Origin of the sequence: Pannus brasiliensis CCIBt3594 (assembly GCF_036688125.1) — a bacterium.
GTDB classification, from domain to species: Bacteria; Cyanobacteriota; Cyanobacteriia; order Cyanobacteriales; family Microcystaceae; genus Pannus; species Pannus brasiliensis.
Genome location: NZ_JBAFSM010000113.1, coordinates 1 through 991 on the forward strand (window position 1 = coordinate 1; position 991 = coordinate 991).

A 991-nucleotide genomic window follows, 5' to 3' on the forward strand; every position below is an offset into this window, starting at 1 on the left:
ATACAGCCTTTCTCAGATAGATGAGGTACAGTAGCAACAGTGTGCGAACCAATTACGAAGGTCTTCCTCCGAGACTTGTTTAAAAGCTTCTTCTAGAGCCTGATCTAGCTCTCGATAAGTTCTCGGCTTTAATTTTCTCAAGATAGATTTGATTTTTGACCAGAAATTTTCAATCGGGGCGAAGTCGGGAGAGTAAGGAGGTAAATAAATCAGTTTGGCTTTTTTTTCTTCAACCGCTTTGTTGACCTCTTCACTAAAATGAATTTTACAATTATCGATAGTTATTACCGCACCCTCCCAAAGTTTAGGAACTAATTTCTGGATAATAAACGCTTCAAAAACAATCCCGGTTACCGCCCCTAAAAATTTTGCCGTAGCGAGAACTTCTTTTTTAGTGATCGCCGCAATCATTGAAACATTTTGTCCTTTTTTAAGAGGTCGAGTTCCGTGCGCTCTAGTCCCTTTGAGCGAGCGCGCGTGGGTTCTATCCATTGCCAGATTTGAACCCGCTTCATCTAGCGAGATCAGGTTTTTCTCATCTACGTCCCGAATTTTATTCCAGTATTCTTGTCTTAGTTTCTGTACTCTTTCCGTGTCTTTTTCGGGAGGGTGTAGAGTTTTTTTTTCGGGTCATTCTCAAGCGTTCGGCTATTCTTCCTACCGTCGCCACACTTAGCACTATACCGGTTCTTTCCCGAAACAGTTCCGATAGTTCGGCTAGAGTCGCGTCTTTATTTTCTTCAATCAACTCGCCGAGCGAGAGCATTTGTTCTGGAGTGAGCTTTAGATGGCGACCACATCTGTGAGTCTTCGGTCGAATATCTCCCGTTTCCCGAGATTGTTTCAAAAGCTTTTGCACGAAGCTTAAAGCCACTCGGAACCTTTTCGCTAATTGTCGTTGGGAGGTGGGTTCGTTATAATAACAGTCTAGGATTTTCTGACGAAACTCTACTGGATAGGATTTCATTTTTCGTTCAATTTAGCTATCGAT

At 42.4% G+C, this 991-nt stretch carries 1 protein-coding gene; it reads right to left on the reverse strand.

Features of this window, described 5'->3' with window-relative positions:
- Positions 1–12 precede the first annotated feature (12 nt).
- Positions 13–967, reverse strand: a protein-coding gene (locus V0288_RS24955; protein ID WP_332867906.1) for an IS630 family transposase whose coding sequence is annotated in 2 segments (ribosomal slippage) — positions 13–628 and positions 627–967 — 957 coding nt in all. Because the reading frame shifts where the segments join, the coding sequence is not laid out codon by codon here.
- Positions 968–991 lie beyond the last annotated feature (24 nt).